The organism is Chitinimonas prasina (genome assembly GCF_030160395.1).
GTDB lineage: Bacteria > Pseudomonadota > Gammaproteobacteria > Burkholderiales > Chitinimonadaceae > Chitinimonas > Chitinimonas prasina.
The window spans coordinates 755,057-774,184 of the sequence record NZ_BSOG01000002.1; the positions used below are offsets into that span (position 1 = coordinate 755,057).

Consider the following 19,128-nt stretch of genomic DNA (forward strand, 5'->3'; position numbering starts at 1 on the left):
TCCCGACCAGACAGACCCTGTAGAAGATCGCCAGACACCGCTGTTTGCGGGTGAAGGCGGCGCATATTGGAACCATACCGGCCTAGCCCCATGAGGCTAGGCGAACGGGGGCTCTCCTGGTGACACCGCATCACGACGAAAAGTGGTCCCTGATGTCCCTCTACTCAAACTTAATATAGGCCGCCAACTGCGGCGGCAACCAGGGTTTGATCGTGACCGCCAAGGCCTCGAAAGGCGGGCTGAACATGGCATCGCGCCAAATGTTCTCGCGCGGCAGGCTAGTCAGGCCAGCCACGATCACCATGGCCAGCACGATCAACACCCCTCGGGCCAAACCGAACAAGGCCCCGATAAACCGATCCAGCGGCGCCATGCCGCTGGCCTTCAGAAACTGAGCCACCGTAATGCGTACGATAGCCGAGACAAACCACACACCCAGCAATATGCCGACAAAGCCCGCAATCAGGCGCAGTTCGGTCGTGGGAACATCCGCCGGCAGCAAGGCGCCAACCGTGGCGGCATACCGCTGCGCCAGCCAGAAACCCAGTATCCAGGCGGCCAGCGACAGTATCTCGGATACCCCGCCGCGCAACACCGCCAACAGGACTGACATCCCGACTATCACCAGAACCGCGTAGTCAAACCCTGTCATTTGCCAACAATGGTGCTAGATATGCCGGCCCCAGCCAGCTTGGCATGGGCTTTCTCGGCAGCATCCCGGTTATCATACGGCCCTGCCCGCAAGCGCGTCAGCGCCCCTTTGTCGGTCTTGATCGCCTCGGTCTGTACTGTCACCCCAGTACCTCTGGCCTTGGCTACCAGCCCCAACGCCTTGTCCTTGTCGGCAAAGGCACCCAGTTGCAAGAAGAACCGCGTATCGGTGGCCGGCTTGGGCTTGGCTGCAATATCGGCCTCTTCCTCTATGCCAGCCAGGATCCTGGCAGGGTCCTTGTGCACCTCGGCAGGCTTGCTCTCGGGCTTTTTCTCTACTGGCTTGGCTTCTGGTTTGGCCTCTGGCTTAGCCACCGGCTTGACCTGGGGCTCGGGCTTGGCAACAGGCGTAGTTTCGCCCACCGGAGGCGTCACCGGCTGCTGTGCCGGCTTGGTTGCCTCGACTTGCGGCAACGGCGGAAACGGTGCCGGCGCTGGCGTCGGTGTCACCGTACCAGCCAGCCCCGGCGTCGTGCTGACGATGGCCACGGGCTCGCTCGCCAGGCTTTGCGGCGGTTTGTCATCCATTACCGTCCACAACACCACCAGCGCCACCAGCACCAGGGCAACGGCCCCCACCAGGCGGCGGCGCGCACGTTTCTTGAGGGTAGTGAGTTCTTCGCTGATCGGGGCGTCGGCCATATCTGTCTTCAGCGTGGCTTCAGTGCAAGTACATCGGCCACGACCTTGAAACATCCAAAGGCCGCGATTCTATCATTTTCCCCGGCTGCCAGCCTCGCTGCAGCATAAGCCTCTGCAACATCGGGATAAATATGTACGCGGCCACGTGCGCCAGAGGCTGCAATCAGCCCGGCGATGACCTCGGGCGACTCCGCCCGCGGTACGTCCAGGGCAGGCACATGCCAGACGTCGATCTTGTCATGCAACAGCGCCAGTACACCTGCAATATCCTTGTCCGCCAGCCCACTGAAGATGGCATGGGTGGTCTCGAAGAAGCCCTGGTTCAACAGATTCTGCGCCAGCGCCCCGGCAGCATGGGGATTATGAGCCACATCCAGCACTATGGAGGGACGCCCCGGCAACACCTGGTAACGCCCCGCCAGCGTCACTTCCAGTAGGCCGCGCTTGATATCACCTATGCCTACCGGTACACGATCATGCAAGGCATCCAGTATGGCAATCACCAGGCTGGCATTGCCCAACTGAAAAGCGCCGCGCAGGGCCGGAAAAGGCAGTCCTGGCTTCTGCCCATGGCGGCCGCGCCAACGCCACTGCGTGGTTTCGTTGACGTAGCTGAAGTCGCGTCCTATCACCTGCAGGTCGGCCCCGATGGCGGCTGCATGGTCCAGCAGGCTTTGCGGCGGCCTGGGGTCGGCACAGAACGCCGGCTTGCCAGTCCGGAAGATACCCGCCTTCTCAAAGCCGATGGCCTCGCGGGTATCGCCCAGAAATCCCTGGTGATCCAGATCCACGCTGACCACCGCCGCCACATCGGGCTCGAAGGCATTCACTGCATCCAGGCGCCCACCCAGGCCTACCTCCAGCACAGCGACATCCACATTCGCCGCCATGAAGTGGTGCATGGCCGCCAAGGTGCCAAACTCGAAATAGGTAAGCGACGTATCGCGCCGCGCCGTCTCGACCGCGCGCAGGCCCGCCACAATATCTTCATCGCTGGCCGGCACCAGGTTGATGGCAACACGTTCGTTGTAATGCAGCAGGTGCGGGCTGGCATAGGTGCCCACCTTGAAGCCCGCCGCCCGGTAGGCGGCCGACAGCATGGCGCAGGTCGATCCCTTGCCATTGGTGCCACCCACAATGATGACGGGAAACGCAGGTCGCAGCCCCATGGCATCCCGTACCTGGGCCACTCGGGCCAGCCCCATGTCGATAGCACTGGGATGCAGCAACTCCAGATGTTGCAGCCATTCCGGCAGGGTTTTCGCATCAAAGCGCATGCTTATCCATTCCGATAACAGACACGGCCGCATCGCGCGGCCGTGTCTGGTTAAGCCTTAGTCTTGCAATCAAACCGCCACTGCGGGCTGTTTGCTCAATAGCGTAATCAGTGCCGCCAAGCGCTGACGCAGCTCGCGGCGGTCCACGATCATATCAATGGCGCCTTTTTCCAGCAGGAATTCCGCCCGCTGGAAGCCCTCTGGCAGCGTCTCCCGCACCGTCTGCTCGATCACGCGTGGGCCGGCAAAGCCGATCAGCGCGCCCGGTTCAGCTATCACCACATCGCCGAGGAAGGCAAACGAGGCAGACACCCCACCCATGGTGGGGTCGGTCAGCAGCGAAATAAAGGGCAGCCCCTTATCCGCAAGGCGAGTCAGGATGGCGCTGGTCTTGGCCATCTGCATCAACGACATCAGGCCCTCCTGCATGCGTGCACCGCCCGAGGCCGATACGCAGATGAAGGGACAGCCATTGTCGATGGCTGCCTGCGCACCACGCACAAAGCGCTCGCCCACCACCGAACCCATGGAGCCACCGATGAACTTGAACTCGAACGCGGCTATCACTACCGGCAAGGTATGGATAGCGCCCTGCATCACCACCATGGCGTCTTCTTCGCCACTGTTTTCACGGGCAGCTTCCAACCGCTCTGGATAGCGTTTTGAATCCTTGAACTTGAGGAAATCGGTGGGTCGCACCTCGGCGCCTATTTCTACCCTGCCCTCCACATCCAGCATCAAATCCAGCCGGCGGCGCGCTGTTACGGCATTGTGATGGCCGCACTTCGGGCACACTTCCAGATTGTTCTCCAGATCAGTCCGGTACAGCACGGCCTCACAGGCCGAACACTTGCTCCACAAACCTTCCGGCACCGACTTGCTGGGGCCGGTAGGTTTGGCCTTGATCTTGGGGGGCAGCAGTTTCTGCAACCAGCTCATGCATATCTCCTACGCTGTTTGGTCATCTCAACCAAGCGCTTGAAAAATCAAAGGGCCGCATGGGCGGCCCTGTTTGGGATTATTGTCGGGCCGCATCCATGGCGCTACGCACCTCGCGCAGGAAGGCTGTCAGCCTCACCGCCGCATCAGCGCCATGCTCCTCGACCTCCTGCACCAGGCGGCTGCCTATGATCACCGAATCGGCAATCCTTGCCACAGCCTGCGCCGATGCTGCATCGCGTATGCCAAAACCCACGCCTATGGGCAGGCTCAACTGGCCACGCAGGTGCGCCAGCTTGCTGGCAACACTGTCGATATCCAGCGTTGCGGCACCTGTCACGCCCTTGAGCGAGACATAGTAGACATAGCCGGCTGCATGCTTGGCCACTTCCGCCACACGCCAATCGGGGGTAGTGGGTGCCAGCAGGAAAATCGGGTCCAGTCCATGTGCCTTGAGGGTGTCGGACAGCGCTGCAGCCTCTTCGGGCGGCAAATCAACAGTGAGCACACCATCGACACCCGCCTCGCTGGCGGCCTTGGCGAACACTTCATACCCCATCGCCTCCACCGGGTTGGCATAGCCCATCAGTACCACGGGAGTCTCTGTATCGCGGCGGCGGAAGTCACGCACCATGTCCAGTACACTGGTCAGGCTGACGCCATGCGCCAACGCCCGTTCGGACGCCTTCTGAATCACCGGACCATCGGCCATGGGGTCAGAGAAAGGTACGCCCAGTTCAACAATATCAGCACCGCCAGCCACCAGGGCATGCATCAGGCCCACGGTGGCAGCAGGGTGCGGGTCACCAGCGGTGATATAAGGTATCAACGCCTGCTTTTGCTGGGATTTCAGGCGAGAGAAAACAGTCTGTATACGGGCCATAAGGTCAGAAGACTCGCACCGGCCGCAATCGCGGCCGGCATAGGTAAAGGCTTACAGTTCGATACCGGACAGCTTGGCGACAGTCGGAATATCCTTGTCGCCGCGGCCGGACAAATTGACCAGGATGATCTGATCGCGAGGCAGGGTTGGCGCCAGGCGCTTGGCATAGGCCAAGGCATGGCTGGACTCCAGCGCCGGGATAATCCCCTCGGTACGGCATAGCTCATGAAAGGCGGCCAGCGCCTCATCATCATTGGCAGCCGTATATTCTACCCTGCCCATGTCCTTAAGGTAGCTATGTTCTGGTCCCACGCCAGGATAGTCCAGCCCAGCCGAGATGGAATGGGTCTCAATGATCTGGCCATGCGCATCCTGCATCAGGTAGGTACGGTTGCCGTGCAAGACGCCCGGACGCCCTGCAGACAGCGGCGCCGCGTGGCGGCCGGTCTCCACGCCATCACCACCCGCTTCCACGCCTATCATGCGCACACCAGGAACCTGGATATAGGGATAGAACATGCCGATGGCGTTGGAGCCGCCACCCACGCACGCCACCACCACATCGGGCTGGCGCCCCGCCATCTCCACCATCTGCACCTTGGACTCCTCGCCGATCACCGCCTGGAAGTCGCGTACCAGCATGGGATAGGGGTGCGGGCCTGCTGCCGTGCCCAAGATGTAGAAGGTATGGTCGACATTGGTCACCCAGTCGCGCATAGCCTCATTCAGCGCATCCTTGAGGGTGCGTGAGCCCGATGTCACCGGCACGACGGTAGCGCCCATCAGCTTCATGCGATAGACATTGGCCGCCTGGCGCTGCACATCCTCGGCGCCCATATAGACCACGCACTCCATGCCATAACGGGCAGCCACTGTAGCGGAGGCAACGCCATGCTGGCCCGCACCGGTCTCGGCAATCACCCGCTTCTTGCCCATGCGGCGCGCCAGCAGAGCCTGGCCTATGGTGTTGTTGATCTTGTGCGCACCTGTGTGGTTCAGGTCTTCCCGCTTGAGATAGATCTGTGCCCCACCCAGCACTTCGGACCAGCGCTTGGCATGGTAGATCGGGCTGGGACGGCCCACATAGTGCTTGAGCTCATAGCGATACTCGTCCATGAAGGCCTTGTCGGCCTTGGCACGGGCGTACTCCTGCTTGAGCTCGTCCAACGCGGCCATCAAGGTTTCGGCTACGTAGATACCGCCATACTCGCCAAACCGGCCACGGGCATCGGGCAGATCGTAAACATCAGGAACAGGTAGATCGTTGATATGCATCGGTTTTCCGGTTGAAACTGGCTTTAATGATGTTGCCGGACGGCTGCAATGAACTGCGCCACCCGGTCGAGATCCTTGATGCCACGCTGAGACTCAACGCCACTGGAGACATCCACTGCCCACGGGCGCACCGCCCTGATCGCGTCAGCCACATTGGTGGCATCCAGGCCGCCAGACAGTATCAATGGCAAGGGCAGCGACGCTGGCAACAAGTTCCAGTCAAAGCGCTCACCCGTGCCACCATGCGCCAATGGCGAGTAGGCATCACACAGCAATCCTCTGGCATCCGCATAGCGGTCTGCCAATTCTAACAAATCAAGGCCGGGTTTTACCCGCACCGCCTTGATATAGGGCCGCCCAAATGCCCGGCAATATTCGGGTGGCTCATCGCCATGGAACTGCAGCAGATCCAGCGGCAGGGTACGCAGCACCCCTTCCACCAGACTGGGGTCGGCATCCACGAACAAGCCCACGGTGCTGACGAAGGGGGGCAAGGCCGCCACAATCTCGTGCGCCGTATTGATGGACACATGCCGCGGGCTGGCCTCGTGGAACACCAAGCCTATGGCATCGGCACCCAGCGCGGCAGTGGCCCTGGCGGTCGCGACATCACGCAGGCCGCAGATCTTGATTCTTGCTGTCATGGGGGGAGCAATGGCGAAATCAGACTAAACCAGATAGTGGCGGAAGGCGGGCTCGCTGGCAATGCCGAAGTCAGCCGGATAGCTGACACCGGCAAAATACAAGCCATCCGGCATAAAGGTCGGTGGCGCGATGGTGCGATCACGCGCCGCCAGCAACTCCGCCATCCAGGCAGGGTGTGCCGCCCCCCTCCCGATATGGATCAGCGCCCCTGTCAAGTTGCGCACCATATGGTGAAGAAAGCCCCCAGCCGAGACATCCAGGCGCAGTAGGTCGCCCTCGCGCACAATCTCAAAACGGGTCATGCGCTTGACCGGGCTGGCTGCCTGGCACTCCGATGAGCGGAAACTGGAAAAATCATGCTCGCCCAGCAAATAACCACCCGCCTCGCGCATGGCTTCCACGTCCAGCGGCGCATGGTGCCAACCCACCCGCCCTGCCAGAATGGCCGACCGGACCGGATGATTCAGCAACAGATAACGATAATGCCGCGCCGTGGCAGAGAAACGGGCATGGAATCGCTCATCCATTTCACGCGCCCACAACACGGCCACACCTTCAGGCAGAAAACTGTTCACGCCGCGTACCCAGGCTGTCACTGGCCGTCTGGCTCCTGTATCGAAATGGGCAACCTGTTGGCAGGCATGCACCCCCGCATCGGTACGGCCTGCTGCGTGCAAGCGCACCTTCTCACCGGCCATACGCCCTATCGCCGCCTCCAGCGCATCCTGCACGCTCCTGCCGCTGGGCTGTGCCTGCCAGCCACAGAAGACACGGCCATCATATTCAATACCCAGTGCAATGCGCATGACACCAACCCATATCAAATCCCAGTACAAAACAAAACGTGGGTCGCTAAGCGACCCACGTTCCATTTTGCCTCAAGCGGGGCCAGGCCCCTAGCAATTACAGCTGTGCCAGCAAAGACTCCGCAGTGGACTTTTGCTCGGAATTACCCTCGCTCATAGCCTCCTGCAGTATTTCACGCGCACCTTCCTTGTCGCCCATGTCGATATAGGCCCTGGCCAGATCAATCTTGGTGGTAACCGGATCATCCAGTTCCGCGCCAAAATCCATCACGTCCGTGCCGTTAGCCGCTTCGGGCGCAATGTCCAAGTCCAAACCCATACCATCCATATCCAGCGTATCTGCCGAGGCAGCTGCAGGCGATGCCACAGGGGCCTCACCCATGTCGAAGTTGAAGTCGAGGCCTGCAGCCAAGTCCGGCGTATCCAGCTCAGCCAGCGGCTCATTCGACACAGGCAGGGCAAAGTCCGGCATGTCCGAACCCAGATCAAGCGGCGCCGCAGCCTTTGCTGCAGGTTCATTAGGCAGGTCTAGCGGGATATCCAGCGAGAGGATGCCATCATCGGCAGCCGCCTCGGGTGCAGCGGCCGCAGCCGGCGAATCGAGGTTGAACTCACCGATGTCGAAGTCCATCTCGGCCTCAGCCGCTACCGGCGGAGGCGTCATGTCCGGCATGCCGGCCGACAGATCCAGCGGTGCCTCGGCAGGCGCAGCAGGCTCGGCGCCCAGACCCAGATCAAAATCCAGCGAATCGCCAGCGACCGGCTGTGAAGCCGCCTCGCCCGCATCCAGCTGGAAATCCAGGTCCAGACCAGCAGCCGGTGCTTCGGCAGCAGGCTGGGCAAACCGTGCAGTTTCCTGCGCCATCTCACCCAGCGTACCCGCCGAGAGAATCATGGTCTTGTCCAGCGCACCGGTATCAACTGGCGCCTGCTGCTGATACAGCGAGTTCTGCGGATCCAGGGCACGGCCCATTTCAGCCGCCTGCGCCCACAGCGGACCTTGCCCCTGCGTACCGGAATACAGTTCGCGTGCGGTGCCCTCAAACGCTGCAGCATTCTTGCGGGCGCTGTAGATTTCCAGCAGCTTCAGGCGTACTTCCTGCCGAGTGCCATCACGGGTCAAGGCATCCTTAAGTATCTCCTCGGCCTGGGCATCACGGCCATAGGCCATGTACACCTCGGCTTCGGCAATCGGATCCACTTCATCGGTATCGATGGTGCCTAGGCCAGCACGGCTGAAGTCGGTGAGGAAGGAGTTCTCCGTCACGCCCGTGCTGATGACCGCACCACCGGTGTTGCCCACCATGGTGTTGGATTTCAGGTCAGAACCGGTAATCACGCTGTCTTCAAAGCTGCCCTTCTTGCGGCGGCGCGCGAACCAGAAGCCACCACCGGCCAGCAGGGCCAGCGCCAGACCACCCGCACCCAGCACCATAGGGTTTTCCAGCAAGGACGGCTCCGGTTCCGGCTCCGGCATCACGATAGGCGGACGCTTCTTCTTGGGCTTGGGCGGCTCAACAGGTGCCACCACCGGCGGGGCCGGTTCTGCCACGACGGGTGTGCCAGCTTCCGGATTCAGCGGAGCTTCCACTGCAGGCGTGGCAGTCACGGCACCTGGGGCCGGAGTAGGCTCGGCTGGTACAGGGGTGGGCAAAGTTGGGGCTGTTACAACAGGCTTGGCCGGCTCCACAACCGCGGGCTTCGCAGCCTTGGCTGCTTCAGCCTGCTTCTGCAGATCAGCGCCTTGCTTGCTCTTCAGGGCCAGCAACTCTTCCAGCTTTTTGTTGGTCTTCTCCAGCTCGCTGACGCGCTGGCTGGCCTCAGCCAAGGCCTTCTGCCGTGCAGTCGATTCTTCTTCCAGCGTCTGCAAGCGCTCCTTGAGCTTGCCTTCCTCGCCCTTGGAAAGCTTCAGCGTGTCCTTGCCGGCAGACTCTGGCGCCTTGACTTTGTCTTCGACCTTGGCCGTAATCTTGCCGGCACCAGGTGTCGCTTCCGCCTGCGAGGCACCAGCACTGTCTGCCAGCTTGGCGCGGTATGCACGCCAATCCTGGGCCTGCACCCGTATCTCCTGGGCCGCTTCCGACGGCGAGATATTGCTCAGGGCATCCCTGTCGGGGATGTTGAGTATCTTGCCCTTGCGCAGGCGGTTCATGTTCTTGCCATCAAAAGCACCCTGGTTGGCACGATAGATACCAACCAGCATCTGCTCCAGGCTCACACCCTCAACCATGTTCATGCGCGCTACACCCACCAGCGTATCGCCCGTCCGCACCGTGTAAGAGGCAGCATCACCGGATGCTTCTTCGGCTACAGGCTGAGGTTGAGGCTGCTTGGCGGGCTCAGGCTTTGGGGCGACAGGCTTGGGTGCGGTTGCCTGCACCGGCTGCGCTGCAGGCTGCGGCACGGGCGTCGCCGGCCGGCTGGCGGCCACGGGTGCCGTGGCAGTAGCCGCGTTGTAACCCACCGGATCCAGCAGCGCGGTGTATTCACGTAATACGCGGCCACCTTCCCACTTCAGCTCGATCAGGAAATTCAGCGCAGGCTCATTGACGCTCTGCGAAGAATTGACCGAGATAAAGTATTGCCCGTTCGAGCGCTTATCCAGGCTGAAGCGCAAGCCCAGCGAGGATGAAGGGTATTCGATTTGGGCCTCCCGATAGGAATCGGGGGCGGCCAACCCGGCACGCAAGGACTCGATCTCGGCTGCCTGTACGGCAACGAGGTCTATTTCAGCACGTAGCGGCTGGCCCAGGCCCGACAGCACATTCAAGCGCCCGAGGCCTGCTGAATGAACGGCAACGGGTAACGTCGCCAAGGCAACAGCCGCGACAGTGGCCTTAAGTTTTGATCTGATTCGCACGGCTCCCACCTTTTTTGCGGAGTCAAAATTCCGACAAATAAATTAACATCATGGGGTTATGCACGCAAGCTCGCGTGCCACCTGAGTTTAGACAGCGATTGCGGCAAATAAAAAGAAAAAAGTTTGCCGCTTACATTTCAATGGGATACATGACATTGGCGTTAAACCGGTTCGTCGCTGCCGCACAACGGTTCCACCAAGTCCCTGCACGTAGGCACTTTGTCAAGTCGCCAATTCGTGAAGGCCCAAGACCAGATATCGGTCAGACTAGCCGAAAATAAAGCATCGGGTGGCATCTGTCCCAATTTATCCAGCGTCTGGCACAACAATAGCGACCTGCGCGACATATCCAGGGGCGCAGCGCGGGTCTGTTTACTGAGTTTCTCACCTGCGGAATTGATCAATACCGGCAGGTGCGCGTATTGCGGTTGCTGATATCCCAGCACCTGCTGCAAATAGATTTGCCTCGGGGCTGAGTCCAGCAAGTCCGCCCCCCTGACTATATGGCTAATTGCCTGATCGGCATCATCCACCACCACAGCCAGCTGATAGGCAAAATAGCCGTCCGCGCGCAAAAGTACAAAATCGCCCAAGTCGCGGGCCAGATTCTGCCGCTGCAAACCCTGTAGCGCATCGGTAAATGTTACGGTGACATTATCGGCCAGCTTTATACGCCATGCCCTACCGGTTTTACCGGCCGGCAGCCCGGCACGGCAGGTGCCGGGATAAACTGGCCCGTCGATGCCACGCACACTGGAATCCGCAATCTCGCGTCGGGTACAGGCGCAGGCATAGGCCTGCCCATCGCGCTGCAAGCCAGCCAACACCTCGCGGTAGCGCTCAAGCCGGCGGCTCTGATACATCACCTCGCCATCCCACTCGAAACCGAAGCCCGCCAAGGTGCGCAAAATGTCATCTGCCGCCCCCGGCATCTCACGCGGCGGATCCAGGTCTTCCATCCGCACCAGCCAGCGTCCGCCATGGGCGCGCGCCTCCAGATAGCTCCCTACCGCCGACAGTAGCGAGCCCGCATGCAGCGGACCAGTGGGGCTGGGCGCAAAGCGCCCGATATAGGGGGGGCTTATGATGGTGGCGTCTTTGGAAATAACCATGCTGTGCGGGGAGTCTTGAGCGCTTCTGTTACAATCGTCAAAAATTTCAGCGTCGCAAGAATTAAAGGACTGAGCGATATGACGTACGTGGTGACCGATGCCTGCGTGAAGTGCAAATATACCGACTGCGTGGATGTCTGTCCGGTGGACTGCTTCCGCGAAGGCCCCAATTTCCTGGTGATCGACCCGGACGAGTGCATAGATTGCACCCTGTGCGTGGCCGAGTGCCCGGTCGAGGCCATCTACGCCGAGGATGATGTGCCCGCCGATCAGCAAGCCTATATCCAGATCAACGCAGAATTGTCCCGGAACCCGGCCTGGACACCCATCGTTGAGAAGAAAGACCCGCTGCCCGATCACGACCAGTGGTCCACAGTGAAGAACAAGCTGCCGCATCTGGATCGCAACGGCGCCTGAATCTGACAGCGCCAAGGGTAAGCGGACACTTGCCCGTCAACGCCCACCCCTCCCAGGTGGGCGTTTTTCCTTGCCTACCAGTCAGCCCCCACCGAAAGCATTACTCCGCCTCGCGCAGTATCCGCCACAGGGTGGTGCGGCTGATACCAAGGCGCGCCGCCGCCAACGCCCTGTCACCACCGCACTCCATCAGGACGGCCTGCAGGCGCTGGCGCCTAGCGGTATCGGCAGTCCTGGCCAGCGATGCATCCCCTGCCTGTGCCGTGGTCAGCTCCGGTGCCAAGCGCCGTATATCACTATCGCGCAAGCTACCATGCGCACACAGAAACACCGCCAGTCGCTCCACCAGGTTTTGCAGTTCGCGCACATTGCCAGGCCAGCTATAGCCTAGGCTCGCCCTGACCAGGGGTACGACCAAGGCATCGGCGGGCTGCTTTGCGCCTAGCCGCTGCAGTGCATCAGCAGCCAGCCGCGTCGCCAGCAACACCACGTCCTGTCCGCGCTGCGCCAAGGCGGGCAAGGTCAGACTGAGGATATTGAGCCGATAGTACAGGTCCACGCGGAATCGACCTGCCGCCATCACCTCCTTCAACTCGGCGTGGGTGGCCGCTATCACCCGCACATCCACCGGTACTGGCTCCGATGCCCCTAGCCGCAAGACCTCCCGCTCCTGCAGCACTCGCAGCAGACGCGTCTGCAATGGCAGAGGCATATCGCCTATCTCATCCAGGAACAAGGTTCCGCGATGTGCCAGTTCAATCAGACCAGGCTTGCCACCGCGACGCGAGCCGGTAAACGCCCCTTCCTCGTGGCCAAACAATTCCGATTCCAGCAAGGTCTCGGGAAAGGCCGCGCAATTGAGCGCAACAAAAGGGCCATCCACCCGCTTTGAGGCCTGATGTATGCCCTGGGCAAACAATTCCTTGCCGGTGCCCGAAGCACCGCCAATCAGCACCGAAGAATCCGTACCCGCATACAGCAGGGCCAACTCGCGTGCTTCCTTGATCAACGGTGCCTCACCCAACACATCGGCCAGGCTGTATTTCGCACGAAATGGGCTGCGGCGCGCTTCAGCCCGCAACTTGCGGTCCGCCCGCTCAATGGCGGTCGATTCCTGCAAGGTCAGTACCGCCCCCACCTGCAGCCCAGCCTCCATCAAGGGCAGGCGCTGGCTTACCAGCCTGCGGCCGGCCACCGTTACCACCTCGTCGCGCCGCCCTTCACCGCTTTTCAGCACACTGGCCAGCGATAGCTCAGGGGCCAGCTCTGACAGCCGCCTGCCTTCGGCCCACTCCCCAGCCACCCCAACCAAGGCGGCCAGCGCCGGATTGATGGTCTGTACCCGCTCATCCATATCAACCGCAGCGACCCCCTCGGCCAGGCTCTCCAGTATGCGGTCCAGCCGCTCCCGCTTGGCCTCCTCCACCCTGGCTACCCGTGTCAGCTCCAGCGCGGCTTCAATCGCCGCCACGATGGAATCCATCGAGTAGATCAATACCGCAGGCAAGCCATGCAAGCCCGCCAGATGCACAATCTGGCTAGAGCCCACCACGACCGGCCGCGTAGCCTGTGACAAGGTATCGAGGTGTCGGCGTGCCTCATCGTCGCCCTCATAGATCAGCGGCACCAACTCCAGATTCAGTATCGGCTTCAACGACTCAAACTCATCCGCCAGGCGTCGGCGCGTCAGCAAGACGGCTCGCGGATTAAGCCGGCGCGCCGCAACCAGCGCATGCAATATGTCGTAACCGGTCACCTTGATCTGCGCCACCGGTATATCCAGCGCTCCACGCAGCAGCTCTGCACCACGGCCCGCAGCAATCACCGCATCCAGCCGCCCCGCCTGCACCAGCTCACGCACGCTAGCCACCGCCTCGTCGGCAGGCATCTCTATCAGCTGCAGTTCATAGCGCTGCCCCGCTCCAGCCAGCACGCCGCGCGCCATTTCTGCCAAGGCGCGCGTTGCTACCACCCCCAGGCGGGGTATCGATTGCCTTGCCATCTTTTCACTTTCCCTACAGATTGACCCAGCCCGGCGGCCAAGGGGCAGAGCGCGGTACACTCTGCACAGCGATTTCACTTGCGCAACAATATCAGCCAAAGTTGAAACCTGTCTGCCGCAACAAGAGCAACGGCCCACCAATGGCCTGCCAGCAAACCACGGCATAGCGGGTTTGCCTGACTACATCCGGCAGATTTGTCTGCAACCATTAGAAAGGAAAACTGCAATGGCCTTCTCCCTCCACGGCGAACGCGTCATCGTCCGAGACTGGCGCGATAGCGATCTGGAAGCCTACGCCGCCCTCAACGCCGACCCTGAAGTCCGACGCTTTTTCCCTACCGTGCTCAGCCGTGAACAGAGTGATGCAGAGATAGGCCGCATGCGTGAACACGCCGAGCGTGAGGGTTTTACCTTCTGGGCAGTGGAAGTGCCCGGCGTAGCCGAGCTGATCGGCTTTACCGGCCTGCTGCGCACCCCCTACCCCACCCATTTCACTCCCTGTGTCGAAATAGGCTGGCGCCTGGCTCGTGCCCATTGGGGCAAGGGCTACGCAACTGAAGCTGCCAAGCTTTGCCTGGACTGGGGCTTTCAACAGCCCGGTATCGAAGAAATCGTCGCCCTGGCGGCCATGGGCAATCTACCCTCGCATGCGGTAATGGAGCGCCTGGGCATGCAGCGCAATCCGGCCGATGACTTCGACCACCCCAGGCTGGAAGCAGGCCACCCCCTGCGACCCCACCTGCTTTACCGAATCAAGCGGCAAGACAGACTGCAGATGCAGGCCTGATCTGCTGGCACACCCATGCCAGGCCAGCCTATTATTAAGTTGGCCTAACCATGGACCTGGGCCTGCCCTGCCAGGACAAACCCAGGTGGTGTAAGACAGTGGTGCGGTAGGTGCTTGCGATCCTGGCGGCACGGCCCATACCCGATATTGATATACCCTGCACGGCTGATGGAACGTAAGTAAATGCTGAAATTCATCTAAAACACAGAGCTTGTACTCTTGTGCTAACTTTGCCCCGCTGCAGGCGATGCGGCGAGACATGACACGAGGGAAACACTGTAATGATGGCGATTATGCGCAAGACCGAAGCCGGCCAGCAGGCGCTGCAGGCACGCGAAGGTGGTACCAAGTTGCCGGTACGCCTGCGCACCCTGCTGCTGCAGGTGGACGGTCAAAAGAACAGCGAGCAACTGGTACAACTGGCCGTGTCGCTGGGTAGCCCGGCCGAAACAGTCGACAAACTGCTGGAGTTAGGTCTGATCGAGCCTTTGCCCGGCAGCGTGGTCGAGCCACCAGCACCCAGTCAACGCGAGATAGCCGCAGCCGCCATGGCCACCGTGGCCGTCACCATCAAGCCGGCGGCACCAACGCCCCCCCTTGCCGCACCCCCTGTCGTATCTACAGCACCCGTTGTTGCACAAACCGCAGCGCCGGTAGCTACCCCTGCAACAGCCGCTGTCGACGATACCCAGCTTGAAGACATCCCGGTTTCCACCAAGCTGCCCGAACACCTGCGCCCGGTAGCAGCGCTGATGCGCCAGCTGGTAGAGAAACACCTGGGGCTCAAGGCCATGCTGCTCAAGCGCCGTATCAGCCACTGCGATGACGAGAAGGAACTGCGTCTGGCGCTGGTAGCCCTGCGTGAAGCGATGGCAAAAGCCAGCAACAATGCCCAGGCCGATGCCATTCTGCAGGAGGTCTACACCCATCTGCCCATGATAGGCCTCAATCGGGCCAAGACATTCTAAGAGCTGCTAACAAAACCCTTCTGGCGTTGTTGTGCGAGCTTGCCGTACCCACGTACTGTCATCGCTCCCACGCCTAGCCAGAACCGCTACGCTGGGTTTTGTTCGCCGCTCTAAGAACCTGTTCAGGGGCGTCCAGGTAGCTTGTCCCTATCTGTCCTATTCTGGTCGGGTTTCGGCACTGTGGCTTGAGTGGATGTTGCTTAAAGTAGCGACATCCCAACCCGCTGGAGTCCTGATATGTCCGCCGCCCTGCTAGTCATCGATGTCCAAGAATCGTTCCGCCATACCACCTACTGGCAAGCCGACGACCTGGATGCGTATCTGCACCAACAGAACAAACTGATCGCCGGCTGCCGCGAAGCCGGTCTACCCATTATCCGGGTGTTTCATGTCGATATCGACGGCAATCCTGCCTTTGCTCAGGATTCCGGCCATATCACGCCATTGGCAGGAAGCGATCCGCAGGCGGACCACACCGTCGTCAAGCATGTCCACAGTGCCATGGTCGGCACCGACCTCGATGCCTGGCTCAAGGCGCAGGGCATACACCACCTGATCATCTCCGGCATACGCACCGAGCAATGCTGTGAAACCACCACACGCAACGCCTCAGACATGGGCTACACCGTGGATTACGTGACCGAAGCGACGATGACCTTCCCCATGCGCCATGCCAATGGCCACCTCTATAGTCCTGCCGAAATCAAGGAACGCACCGAACTGGTACTGGCAGGTCGCTTTGCCACCGTGCGCAGCGTTGCCGCTGTCCTGGATCAGTTGCCGCTGACAGCCTGAGCGAAGGATCACCCCATGCTTGCCCTGCGCCCTGGCTGTGAATGCTGCGACAAGGATCTGCCACCCGACAGCCTTGATGCTTTTATCTGTTCCTTTGAATGCACCTTTTGCCGCGACTGTGCTCAGGGCGGCTTGGCTGGTGTCTGTCCCAACTGTGGCGGAGAATTGTTGCAACGTCCGCGCCGGCCAGCTGAAAAGCTGATCAAGTATCCCGCCAGCACGGAACGTATCCATAAACCCCGTAACTAGCATGAGCAGATGACCCAGCCCCCCACCATCCCGGTTCATTTCATCCTGCTACCCGGCTTTCTGTTGCTGGACTTCGCCGGACCAGCCGAAGCGCTACGCATTGCCAATCAACATGGTGGTCGGTTCGAGCTGCACTATTGCGGGCCGGAAGCCATGCCACAAAGCTCGCTGGGGATGGCGCTGGATGGAATCGAGCCGCTGCCCGGCCAGCTACCAGCCCAGGGCTGGGTCATCATCCCCGGCCTGGCAGGTGCCATGGCAGCACAATCGGCCGCTGCAGCCCGGCAAACCGTGGCCTGGCTGCAGCAACTATGCCCCGCCGGGCAGCCCTGGCCACATGGTCAACTGATCACCATCTGTTCGGCAGCCCTGCTGGCGGGCGCCGCCGGTCTGCTGGATCATCGCCGCTGTACCACCCACCATACCCTGGTGGAGAAATTGCAGCAGATCGCGCCAAACGCCCGCGTGGAGAATGACCGGGTGTTTGTGCTGGACGGCGAAATCGCCAGCTCGGCCGGCATCACTACCGGCATAGACCTGGCACTGGAGCTGATCGCACGGCAGTGCGGCCCGAAATTGGCGCTGGCAGTGGCCCGCGAGATGGTCGTCTGGCTACGACGCGACAGCGCCACGCCGCAGCATTCGCCGTTCCTGGCTTACCGCAACCACCTGCATCCGGCAGTCCACCGCGTACAAGACGCCATCAGCGCCGAGCCAGCCAGACCCTGGCCGCTGGAGGCCATGGCCAGCATCGCCTGCGTCAGCCCGCGCCATCTGGCGCGGCTGTTCCGGCAGCATGCGGGCGTCAGCCCGCTGGATTATTACCAGCAGATACAGCTAGCTCAGATCGAACCCCTGTTGACGCTACGTGACTGGTCGCTGGAGCGTATCGCCGAAGCCGGCGGCTTTGGCTCGGCCCGCGATCTGCGGCGGGTATGGCAAAAACAGCGGACTACCCCGCTGCGGCGCCCCGCCGAGACGCACTAGTCCATCTTGGCCGGCGCCAGCCAGCGCGGCGACCATAGGCCCAATGCCAGCGCAATGCCCAGCAGGATGATGCCGCCGCCCGCCGCCATGGCTGCAGTCAATGTTTCGCCCAGGAATATCCCGCCCCAGACTATGGCAAACAGCGGAATCAGGAAGGTCACTGCAATCGCCTTGCCTGGCCCAACCTTTGCAATAAGCCGGAAGAACAGCAGAAAAGCCAATGCAGTGCAGACCACTGCCAAGGCGATGGCAGCAAGCCAGGCATTCAGGCTGATAGGGTGCTCAGGCCATAGCGGCACAGCTAGCGGCAAGAGCATCAAGGTCGCAGCAAGCTGGCTACCAGTAGCCACCACCAGGGGCGAGGCCATGGCCAGTTTTTGCTTGGTGTAGTTGGCGGCGATCCCATAGGCGACAGGTGCCAGCATGGCCGCCAGCACCGCCCAGCCATCACCGCCAGGCTTGAAGCTGATCCTGCCCCAGACCAGCACCACTACCCCAAGAAAGCCCAATGCCAGGCCCAGTACCTTGCCACGCGGCAGTTGCGTCGCCAGCCACAGCCACGCCACTACCGCACCCCATAAAGGAGTGGTGGCATTGAGCACCGCAGTAAACCCAGCCGAAAGGGAGAGCGCGGCCCAAGCAAACAGGCTGAACGGCAGTGCGGAATTGAGTAATCCAACCACTGCCAAGGGGCGCCAATGGGTCATCAGCTCGCGGGCCTCGCTGCGCCAGCATACCAGGGGCAGCAGGCATAGCGTGGCCAGCCCCACACGAACCAGGACCAGAACCAAAGGCCCAAACACAGGTGCCGCCACCCGCATGAACAGGAAGGACGCACCCCAGAGTGCGGCCAGCAATACCAGCTCAGCCAGATCCCGCCTACCCACGCACTACCTCGACGCTGGCTAGGTCCTGCCGATGTTGAAGCTCCAGGCCGATGAGGGCCCGCTTGCGGGTTTCGCCCCAGTGATAGCCACCCAGGCCACCATCGCCCCGTATGACCCTGTGGCAGGGTATCAGCAAAGCAATGGGATTGGCCCCCACCGCGCTGCCCACGGCCCTGGCCGCCCCAGGCTGGTCTATCCGCCGCGCCAGCTCGCCATAAGTGGTCAACCGCCCCTCGGGTACCTGCAGCAGCGCCTGCCAGACCTTGAGCTGAAACTGCGTACCTTTGACAAAAAGATGCACCGGCTCCAGTCGCTGAAAACCGCCAAACACCCGCTCAGCCAGCAACTGCATCATCTGGTCATCGCGCTGCAGGCGTGCCGCCGGCCAATCGCGTTTCAACTCAGCCCATGCCTGCGCATGACCATCGTCCACAAAGGCCAACTTGACCACCCCACGCGGTCCCTGCGCCAGCAGGGCCAAACCAAAGGGCGTCGCTGCCAGCCCCCAGGTCAACACCCAGCCCGCGCCACCCAGTTTGATCTCACCGGGTGTCGCCGCCTGAAAACTCAGCATCAGATCATGCAAACGCCCAGGACCAGAGAGCCCCACCGAGAGGCTGGCGCCCATCACATCCTCACCCGCCAGCAACGCCGCCCGGGCCTTTTCGCCCGTCAGATGCTGCAGAAAACGCTTGGGGCTGAGACCAGCCCAACGTGCAAACAGGCGCTGCAGATGCGATTCGGACAAGCCCACATGGCGTGCCAGTTTTGCCAGCTCGGGTTGTTCGTCGGCATGGGTGCGCAGCCAGTCCAGGGCCGCAGCCACTGTCACATAGGCCTCGGCGCGTGCTGGCAGATCATCGTGGGAGTAGGTAGCGGTATCCAT

General features: G+C 61.3%; 19 protein-coding genes. 6 read left to right on the plus strand and 13 right to left on the minus strand.

Annotated features, from left to right (window positions below; all coding sequences use genetic code 11):
* Window positions 1-160: 160 nt before the first annotated feature.
* The 10 genes from QQK16_RS10620 to gluQRS all read right to left on the minus strand — a co-directional run bounded on the left by QQK16_RS10620 (window position 161) and on the right by gluQRS (window position 11,150).
* A complete protein-coding gene (locus QQK16_RS10620) occupies window positions 161-652 on the minus strand; it encodes a CvpA family protein (RefSeq protein WP_284196436.1) in 492 nt (163 codons plus the stop codon).
* Window positions 649-1,353: an SPOR domain-containing protein gene (locus tag QQK16_RS10625; protein WP_284196437.1), complete on the minus strand. Its 705-nt coding sequence runs from the start codon at window positions 1,351-1,353 to the stop codon at window positions 649-651. Before QQK16_RS10625 ends, QQK16_RS10620 begins: the two co-directional genes overlap by 4 nt.
* Window positions 1,354-1,361: 8 nt before the next feature.
* On the minus strand, window positions 1,362-2,630 hold the full coding sequence (gene folC / locus QQK16_RS10630) for a bifunctional tetrahydrofolate synthase/dihydrofolate synthase (RefSeq protein ID WP_284196438.1): 1,269 nt from the start codon (window positions 2,628-2,630) through the stop codon (window positions 1,362-1,364).
* 69 nt (window positions 2,631-2,699) lie between these two features.
* Entirely contained in the window at window positions 2,700-3,569 is an 870-nt protein-coding gene (gene accD, locus QQK16_RS10635; RefSeq protein ID WP_284196439.1) for an acetyl-CoA carboxylase, carboxyltransferase subunit beta, read from the minus strand.
* 79 nt (window positions 3,570-3,648) lie between these two features.
* Window positions 3,649-4,452 carry a tryptophan synthase subunit alpha gene (gene trpA / locus QQK16_RS10640; protein ID WP_284196440.1) on the minus strand — a complete coding sequence of 268 codons (804 nt, stop codon included), beginning with the start codon at window positions 4,450-4,452 and terminating at the stop codon, window positions 3,649-3,651.
* 51 nt (window positions 4,453-4,503) lie between these two features.
* Complete coding sequence (gene trpB / locus QQK16_RS10645; RefSeq protein WP_284196441.1) at window positions 4,504-5,727, minus strand: tryptophan synthase subunit beta; 1,224 nt, start codon at window positions 5,725-5,727, stop codon at window positions 4,504-4,506.
* Between the two features lie 23 nt (window positions 5,728-5,750).
* A complete protein-coding gene (locus tag QQK16_RS10650; RefSeq protein WP_284196442.1) occupies window positions 5,751-6,371 on the minus strand; it encodes a phosphoribosylanthranilate isomerase in 621 nt (206 codons plus the stop codon).
* 24 nt (window positions 6,372-6,395) lie between these two features.
* Window positions 6,396-7,178, minus strand: coding sequence for a tRNA pseudouridine(38-40) synthase TruA (truA, locus tag QQK16_RS10655; RefSeq protein ID WP_284196443.1), 783 nt, complete (start codon window positions 7,176-7,178; stop codon window positions 6,396-6,398).
* Window positions 7,179-7,275: 97 nt separating this feature from the next.
* Window positions 7,276-9,942: a FimV/HubP family polar landmark protein gene (locus QQK16_RS10660; protein ID WP_284196919.1), complete on the minus strand. Its 2,667-nt coding sequence runs from the start codon at window positions 9,940-9,942 to the stop codon at window positions 7,276-7,278.
* Between the two features lie 257 nt (window positions 9,943-10,199).
* Window positions 10,200-11,150 carry a tRNA glutamyl-Q(34) synthetase GluQRS gene (gluQRS, locus tag QQK16_RS10665; RefSeq protein ID WP_284196444.1) on the minus strand — a complete coding sequence of 317 codons (951 nt, stop codon included), beginning with the start codon at window positions 11,148-11,150 and terminating at the stop codon, window positions 10,200-10,202.
* A 78-nt stretch (window positions 11,151-11,228) separates the two neighbouring features.
* Between gluQRS and fdxA the strand changes: the two genes are divergently transcribed.
* Window positions 11,229-11,567 carry a ferredoxin FdxA gene (gene fdxA / locus QQK16_RS10670; RefSeq protein ID WP_284196445.1) on the plus strand — a complete coding sequence of 113 codons (339 nt, stop codon included), beginning with the start codon at window positions 11,229-11,231 and terminating at the stop codon, window positions 11,565-11,567.
* A 100-nt stretch (window positions 11,568-11,667) separates the two neighbouring features.
* Here the strand turns inward: fdxA and prpR are convergent, their stop codons facing one another.
* Window positions 11,668-13,569 (minus strand): propionate catabolism operon regulatory protein PrpR, encoded by a 1,902-nt coding sequence (gene prpR, locus QQK16_RS10675; protein ID WP_284196446.1) that lies wholly within the window; start codon window positions 13,567-13,569, stop codon window positions 11,668-11,670.
* Between the two features lie 226 nt (window positions 13,570-13,795).
* Here prpR and QQK16_RS10680 point away from each other — a divergent pair, with 226 nt between their 5' ends.
* The 5 genes from QQK16_RS10680 (at window position 13,796) to QQK16_RS10700 (ending at window position 17,355) form a co-directional block, all read left to right on the plus strand.
* Complete coding sequence (locus QQK16_RS10680; RefSeq protein ID WP_284196447.1) at window positions 13,796-14,356, plus strand: GNAT family N-acetyltransferase; 561 nt, start codon at window positions 13,796-13,798, stop codon at window positions 14,354-14,356.
* Window positions 14,357-14,637: 281 nt separating this feature from the next.
* Entirely contained in the window at window positions 14,638-15,324 is a 687-nt protein-coding gene (locus tag QQK16_RS10685) for a hypothetical protein (RefSeq protein ID WP_284196448.1), read from the plus strand.
* Between the two features lie 237 nt (window positions 15,325-15,561).
* Window positions 15,562-16,119, plus strand: a complete 558-nt coding sequence (locus tag QQK16_RS10690) for an isochorismatase family protein (RefSeq protein ID WP_284196449.1) — start codon at window positions 15,562-15,564, stop codon at window positions 16,117-16,119.
* Between the two features lie 15 nt (window positions 16,120-16,134).
* On the plus strand, window positions 16,135-16,368 hold the full coding sequence (locus tag QQK16_RS10695) for a DUF1272 domain-containing protein (RefSeq protein WP_284196450.1): 234 nt from the start codon (window positions 16,135-16,137) through the stop codon (window positions 16,366-16,368).
* A gap of 9 nt (window positions 16,369-16,377) precedes the next feature.
* Window positions 16,378-17,355, plus strand: a complete 978-nt coding sequence (locus QQK16_RS10700) for a GlxA family transcriptional regulator (RefSeq protein WP_284196451.1) — start codon at window positions 16,378-16,380, stop codon at window positions 17,353-17,355.
* Here the strand turns inward: QQK16_RS10700 and QQK16_RS10705 are convergent.
* Together QQK16_RS10705 and QQK16_RS10710 are read right to left on the minus strand one after the other, a co-directional pair.
* Window positions 17,352-18,242: a DMT family transporter gene (locus QQK16_RS10705; RefSeq protein ID WP_284196452.1), complete on the minus strand. Its 891-nt coding sequence runs from the start codon at window positions 18,240-18,242 to the stop codon at window positions 17,352-17,354. The two genes, QQK16_RS10700 and QQK16_RS10705, sit on opposite strands and share 4 nt — an antisense overlap.
* Window positions 18,235-19,128 carry a bifunctional helix-turn-helix domain-containing protein/methylated-DNA--[protein]-cysteine S-methyltransferase gene (locus QQK16_RS10710; protein WP_284196453.1) on the minus strand — a complete coding sequence of 298 codons (894 nt, stop codon included), beginning with the start codon at window positions 19,126-19,128 and terminating at the stop codon, window positions 18,235-18,237. Before QQK16_RS10710 ends, QQK16_RS10705 begins: the two co-directional genes overlap by 8 nt.

What these genes read in the sequence shown, in the direction of transcription:
- QQK16_RS10650 (WP_284196442.1), bottom strand. Translation starts at nt 6,371, where the DNA reads ATGACAGCAAGAATCAAGATCTGCGGCCTGCGTGATGTCGCGACCGCC.
- truA (WP_284196443.1), bottom strand. Translation starts at nt 7,178, where the DNA reads ATGCGCATTGCACTGGGTATTGAATATGATGGCCGTGTCTTCTGTGGC.
- QQK16_RS10680 (WP_284196447.1), top strand. Translation starts at nt 13,796, where the DNA reads ATGGCCTTCTCCCTCCACGGCGAACGCGTCATCGTCCGAGACTGGCGC.
- QQK16_RS10710 (WP_284196453.1), bottom strand. Translation starts at nt 19,128, where the DNA reads ATGGATACCGCTACCTACTCCCACGATGATCTGCCAGCACGCGCCGAG.
- QQK16_RS10685 (WP_284196448.1), top strand. Translation starts at nt 14,638, where the DNA reads ATGATGGCGATTATGCGCAAGACCGAAGCCGGCCAGCAGGCGCTGCAG.
- QQK16_RS10620 (WP_284196436.1), bottom strand. Translation starts at nt 652, where the DNA reads ATGACAGGGTTTGACTACGCGGTTCTGGTGATAGTCGGGATGTCAGTC.
- folC (WP_284196438.1), bottom strand. Translation starts at nt 2,630, where the DNA reads ATGCGCTTTGATGCGAAAACCCTGCCGGAATGGCTGCAACATCTGGAG.
- QQK16_RS10700 (WP_284196451.1), top strand. Translation starts at nt 16,378, where the DNA reads ATGACCCAGCCCCCCACCATCCCGGTTCATTTCATCCTGCTACCCGGC.
- fdxA (WP_284196445.1), top strand. Translation starts at nt 11,229, where the DNA reads ATGACGTACGTGGTGACCGATGCCTGCGTGAAGTGCAAATATACCGAC.
- QQK16_RS10690 (WP_284196449.1), top strand. Translation starts at nt 15,562, where the DNA reads ATGTCCGCCGCCCTGCTAGTCATCGATGTCCAAGAATCGTTCCGCCAT.
- trpA (WP_284196440.1), bottom strand. Translation starts at nt 4,452, where the DNA reads ATGGCCCGTATACAGACTGTTTTCTCTCGCCTGAAATCCCAGCAAAAG.
- gluQRS (WP_284196444.1), bottom strand. Translation starts at nt 11,150, where the DNA reads ATGGTTATTTCCAAAGACGCCACCATCATAAGCCCCCCCTATATCGGG.
- accD (WP_284196439.1), bottom strand. Translation starts at nt 3,569, where the DNA reads ATGAGCTGGTTGCAGAAACTGCTGCCCCCCAAGATCAAGGCCAAACCT.
- prpR (WP_284196446.1), bottom strand. Translation starts at nt 13,569, where the DNA reads ATGGCAAGGCAATCGATACCCCGCCTGGGGGTGGTAGCAACGCGCGCC.
- QQK16_RS10695 (WP_284196450.1), top strand. Translation starts at nt 16,135, where the DNA reads ATGCTTGCCCTGCGCCCTGGCTGTGAATGCTGCGACAAGGATCTGCCA.
- trpB (WP_284196441.1), bottom strand. Translation starts at nt 5,727, where the DNA reads ATGCATATCAACGATCTACCTGTTCCTGATGTTTACGATCTGCCCGAT.
- QQK16_RS10625 (WP_284196437.1), bottom strand. Translation starts at nt 1,353, where the DNA reads ATGGCCGACGCCCCGATCAGCGAAGAACTCACTACCCTCAAGAAACGT.